The organism is Rheinheimera sp. (assembly GCF_036568245.1).
Lineage (GTDB): Bacteria > Pseudomonadota > Gammaproteobacteria > Enterobacterales > Alteromonadaceae > Alishewanella.
In genome coordinates, this window is the sequence record NZ_DATCSY010000284.1 from 1 (window position 1) to 4,504 (window position 4,504).

The 4,504-nt window shown below is 53.0% G+C and carries 6 protein-coding genes; 1 reads left to right on the forward strand and 5 read right to left on the reverse strand.

The genetic code is table 11. The features are described 5' to 3' along the window. Positions 1-746 (forward strand): gamma-glutamyltransferase (locus tag VIN66_RS12880; RefSeq protein WP_331924356.1); only part of this gene is annotated, 746 nt, incomplete at its 5' end. Positions 747-875: 129 nt separating this feature from the next. Here VIN66_RS12880 and VIN66_RS12885 read toward each other — a convergent pair. From VIN66_RS12885 to VIN66_RS12905, 5 genes are all read right to left on the reverse strand, one after another. Beyond that, positions 876-1,427, reverse strand: coding sequence for an acyl-CoA thioesterase (locus VIN66_RS12885; RefSeq protein ID WP_331924357.1), 552 nt, complete (start codon positions 1,425-1,427; stop codon positions 876-878). Between the two features lie 77 nt (positions 1,428-1,504). Continuing rightward, complete coding sequence (locus VIN66_RS12890) at positions 1,505-1,858, reverse strand: DUF2288 domain-containing protein (RefSeq protein ID WP_331924358.1); 354 nt, start codon at positions 1,856-1,858, stop codon at positions 1,505-1,507. A 6-nt stretch (positions 1,859-1,864) separates the two neighbouring features. After that, complete coding sequence (locus VIN66_RS12895) at positions 1,865-3,214, reverse strand: sigma 54-interacting transcriptional regulator (protein WP_331924359.1); 1,350 nt, start codon at positions 3,212-3,214, stop codon at positions 1,865-1,867. After that, on the reverse strand, positions 3,201-3,803 hold the full coding sequence (locus VIN66_RS12900; protein ID WP_134053005.1) for a hypothetical protein: 603 nt from the start codon (positions 3,801-3,803) through the stop codon (positions 3,201-3,203). Before VIN66_RS12900 ends, VIN66_RS12895 begins: the two co-directional genes overlap by 14 nt. Continuing rightward, positions 3,800-4,504 (reverse strand): HAMP domain-containing sensor histidine kinase (locus tag VIN66_RS12905; RefSeq protein WP_331924360.1); only part of this gene is annotated, 705 nt, incomplete at its 5' end. The genes VIN66_RS12900 and VIN66_RS12905, both read right to left, overlap by 4 nt.

Here is a 4,504-nt window from a genome sequence, read left to right on the forward strand (position 1 = left end):
CCTTTGAAGACAGAGCCAAATTTTATGCCGATCAGGACTTTAACAAAGCGCCGATTAAGGGACTGATTTCAGAAGAATATGGCCGTGAGCGCGCCAAATTAATTGGTGACAAAGCCGCCAAGCGGGTTGATGCCGGTAACCCGGCGCTGTACCAGGGCGATACCATCTATATGACCACCGCTGACAAAGACGGCAATATGGTGTCATTAATTCAGAGTAACTACCGTGGAATGGGCTCAGGTGTGGTGGTGCCGGGGTTGGGTTTTGTGTTTCAGGACCGCGGCGAGCTGTTCTCGATGGATAAAAAACACGTTAACGCTTATCAGCCGGGAAAACGGCCATTTCAGACCATTATTCCGGCCTTTGTTACCAAAGATAATAAACCGCTGATCAGTTTCGGTGTGATGGGCGGTGCCATGCAGCCACAAGGCCATGTGCAAATTCTGGTCAATATGGCCGATTACGGCATGAACCTGCAGGAAGCCGGTGATGCAGCGCGCTGGCAGCACCTTGGCAGCACAGAGCCTACCGATGGCAGCGACATGTATTTGGAAAACGGTGGCTATGTCGAAATGGAAACCGGTGTGCCGTACGAGACAGTACGCGAGCTGATGAAAAAAGGCCATGATGTGCGCTACGGCTTAGGCGGTTACGGCGGTTATCAGGCTATTATGCGCGACCACGAAAACGGCGTCTGGGTTGGCGCATCAGAGTCGCGCAAAGATGGCCAGGCTGCGGGGTACTAAACGGACAGACAGGATTGAAACCGGATTGTTCTAAACCGACCGTTGAAGCCCAGGATGGGCGCAAACGAGCGTACAGGGACGTATTTACGGCGTGTCGGTGTGAGCAAGCCGGTTTTACGGCTGAGCTAACTAACCTAGTTGCACCTGCACCTGATAATGGTTGGTGATTTGCTCTATCGCTTGCTGCATATCGCCATCAAAGTCGGCGCAGAGTTCAGCATAACTGTGGCGCAGCTTCAGGCGCTGGGTGGTTTTAACAAAGCGCAATACTTCTTCTTTGCTGGTTAAAATAAGCCGGGGTACCCGCACGTTGTTACCCTGCTCGTCTTTGGCAATCATCGTAAAATAAGACGAGTTACAGTGTTTGACCTTACCGGTCTGAATGTTCTGCGCTTCAACTCTGATGCCTACCACCATTGAGCTGTTGCCAACAAAAATAACCGAGGCTTTTAATGTGACCAGTTCGCCAACCTCAATCGGGTTCAGAAAATCTACCCGGTCCACTGAAGCGGTGACACAATATTTACCACTGAACTTAGAACCGCAGGCGAAGGCTATCTGATCCATCAGTGACAGCAGATAACCGCCGTGAATTTTACCGCTGAAATTAGAGTGTGATGGCAGCATCAGCTGCGACAGGGTAACGCGCGAACTGCTGCCTTTTTTAAATTCTTCGCTCATAACGGTTTCTTATTACTGACGATTGTGTAGCCAAGTGTAGCAAAGCAATAGCGAATAACTGCTCTGCTGTGTCTGGTTTAGTTCAGGCCGGAATCGGGTTTATGTTGTACCAGTACCCAGGGCGAAATGACCACGGCCCATAATTCGGTTTTTTCATCGAACCACAGCTGGGCCTGCTGTTCACTGGTGCGGCCGACCGTGCCTGCTGCCAGCCAGTCAGCAACGCGGCTTTTGTCATCGCGGCTAAAGGCAAGCGCTACGTCAACCAAATCCAACGCCGCTGATACAGTAATGACGGCACCGGCCGCGTAAAATTTTTGCAGCTCCAGCCAGTTGATACGGGCTGTTTCACTGATAATTTTGGCTTTGATTAGCTCAGGATTATGTTCGTCATCAATCAGATGCGCATCTGGTGGTGTGATTGCAGTCATAACAGTTTACTCGGTTTCATCGCCTTGCTCGGCTACCTGGGCGGCGCTGAGTTCGTGCTTTTTCAGTAATTTATAAAAGTCAGTGCGGTTACGTCCCGCCAGCTCAGCTGCGCGGGTAACATTGCCTTCAGTCATTTGTAATACGCGGATCAGGTACTGACGCTCAAACTGATCGCGCGCTTCTGTCAGTGGTGGCCAGTAGCTGCTGTCTTGCGATAATGCCTGCTCCACCTGAGCTGCGCCTATTACCGGGCTATGGGTTAACGCCACGCATTGCTCCACCACGTTGACCAGCTGGCGCACATTGCCGGGCCATTTGGCGGTGGCCAGTAGCTGCATGGCATCATCTGAAAAACGCGTTACATCAACCTGATGCCGTTCTACACTTTGCTGCAGCACATGGCGTGCCAGCAAAGGGATATCTTCGGGTCGCTGCTCAAGGCTTGGCAATTGCAGGTTAACCACATTCAGCCGGTAGTATAAATCTTCACGGAAGCTGCCGTCCTGCATAGCTTGCTGCAGGTCGCGGTGTGTTGCCGATAGCACCCTGACGTTAATGGGTACCGTTTTGGCGCTGCCAACCGGGCGTATTTGCCGCTCCTGTAGTGCGCGCAGCAGTTTAACCTGCAGCGCAACCGGCATGTCGCCAATCTCATCCAAAAACAAAGTGCCGCCATCGGCTTCCCGGAACAGGCCGCCATGCTCGGTGACTGCGCCGGTAAAGGCGCCTTTGGTATGGCCAAACAGCTCAGATTCCAGCAGATGTTCCGGCAAGGCGCCGCAGTTTATCGCCACAAAGGCTTTCGCTGCACGTGGGCTGGCTTTGTGTATCGCTTTAGCCAGCAGTTCTTTACCTGTACCACTGGCGCCGGTGATCAACACGCTGACATCGCGCTGCGCTACACGGTAACTTTGCTCCAGGACATCTTCCATCAGGCGCGAGCGGGTAATAATATCTTCGCGCCATTCAGCCTGTTCCGGCACTGATTGATGCACAGCATTTTGTAAAATATCGCGCAGCTCACTGGTATTCAATGGTTTGGTCAGAAAGCCGAACACGCCGCGCTGGGTAGCCGCAACGGCTTCCGGGATCGAGCCGTGCGCTGTCATCAGCACCACCGGCAAACCCGGGTAGCGTTTGGCAATTTCATCAAACAGGCTCATACCGTCAAGGCCTGGCATCCGCAAATCGCTCAGCACGACGTCAATACTGTTTTTGGCCAGTAAAGGCAAAGCTGCCTCGGCGCTGTCCGCACTGATTACCTGATAGCCTTCGCCTTCCAAACGCAGGGTTAACAGCCGCAGCAGGCTTGGGTCATCGTCAACAAGCAATAAACGGGGCTTAGCGCTGGCCATTATTATCCTCTTGCACCTTAGGTTGATTCAGCTGGGCCTCTATCTGGGTCAGCGCATCTATTTTCTTTTGCAATTCGCGGTTGGTTTTTTGCAGCCGTTCTATGTTGTCATGTTGTTGCGCGTTTAAACGTGTCAGTGCGCTGACTGCGGATTCGGCTTCCAGCAGCTTTTGGTTGAACGTCAGATCCCAGCTCAGCAAAGCAGCAAGTTGTGGCGGCAGGCTGGCCAGCTGATCAGCCAGTTGCATCTGGATCCGCAGCCGCGTCAGGTATGGGGTATCGGGGTGTAGTTGCAAAATCGTGCGCTTGAGCATCCAGACATCGTTCTGTGTGGTATCGCTGTTAAGCAGTTCGCGCTCTTCATTTACCCGGTTTAGCATAGCGGCGCGGTAATTGACCCAGGCTTGTAACGCATCGGCATCGTCGCTGATCTTTAGTGCGGGCGCAGCCGGTTCCGGTTGCTCGGCGAAATCGACTAACGGCTCTGTCTGTGGCAACGGCTCTGGCACTGGCGCTATAGGCTCCGGCGCCGGCGTCATCTGGCAGCCAGCCAGAGTCAGGCTAAAAAGGATGATTAATCCGCTTTTCATGCTGGTTTGTCCTCTAACAGCGGTAGCCGCACCCGGATACAGACGTCGGCATAAATAACATCAACAATGTCGGCATGGCCGCCCAGCAGGCGCGCGCAGTCGGCAACGATAGATAACCCCAGGCCGGAGCCTTGTACTGCATCAAACCTTGGTGTAGTGCCACGCTGAAAGGGTTCAAATAACTTCTCGCGCAGTGCAGTAGGAATAGGATTACCATTGTTTGCGACATCCAGAAACAACTGATGTTCCTGCTGGTACAATTTTACCCATACCGGGCTGTTCTGGCTGCCATAGGCCTGAGCATTGTTAATCAGGTTATCCAGTATACGCCGGAATAGCGTAGCGTCGGTATAAATCGCGCTGAGCTGACAACTCAGGTCGATACTCTGACCGCGTTGTTGTAACGACAGCGCATGGTCGTTAAAGCAATCGGTCAGCAGTTGTTGCGGCGAATGCCAGTCTGGTTCGGGCTTAGCCTGTTGCAGCAAGCGGTTGTAATCCAGCAGCTGTTCAGTTAATACGCTGAGCCGGTCGGCGCTGCCATTTAGCAAGCCCACTACCTCCAGCTGCTGAGGGTTTAACGGGCCTACCAGCTGTTCACTGAGTAATGAACACCCTTCACGAATGCTGGACAGCGGCGTCTTTAACTCGTGCGATGCGTGGCGCAGTAAAATCAGCCTGAGTGCTTCCAGCTGTTGCAG

What these genes read in the sequence shown, in the direction of transcription:
- VIN66_RS12885 (WP_331924357.1), bottom strand. Translation starts at nt 1,427, where the DNA reads ATGAGCGAAGAATTTAAAAAAGGCAGCAGTTCGCGCGTTACCCTGTCG.
- VIN66_RS12890 (WP_331924358.1), bottom strand. Translation starts at nt 1,858, where the DNA reads ATGACTGCAATCACACCACCAGATGCGCATCTGATTGATGACGAACAT.
- VIN66_RS12895 (WP_331924359.1), bottom strand. Translation starts at nt 3,214, where the DNA reads ATGGCCAGCGCTAAGCCCCGTTTATTGCTTGTTGACGATGACCCAAGC.
- VIN66_RS12900 (WP_134053005.1), bottom strand. Translation starts at nt 3,803, where the DNA reads ATGAAAAGCGGATTAATCATCCTTTTTAGCCTGACTCTGGCTGGCTGC.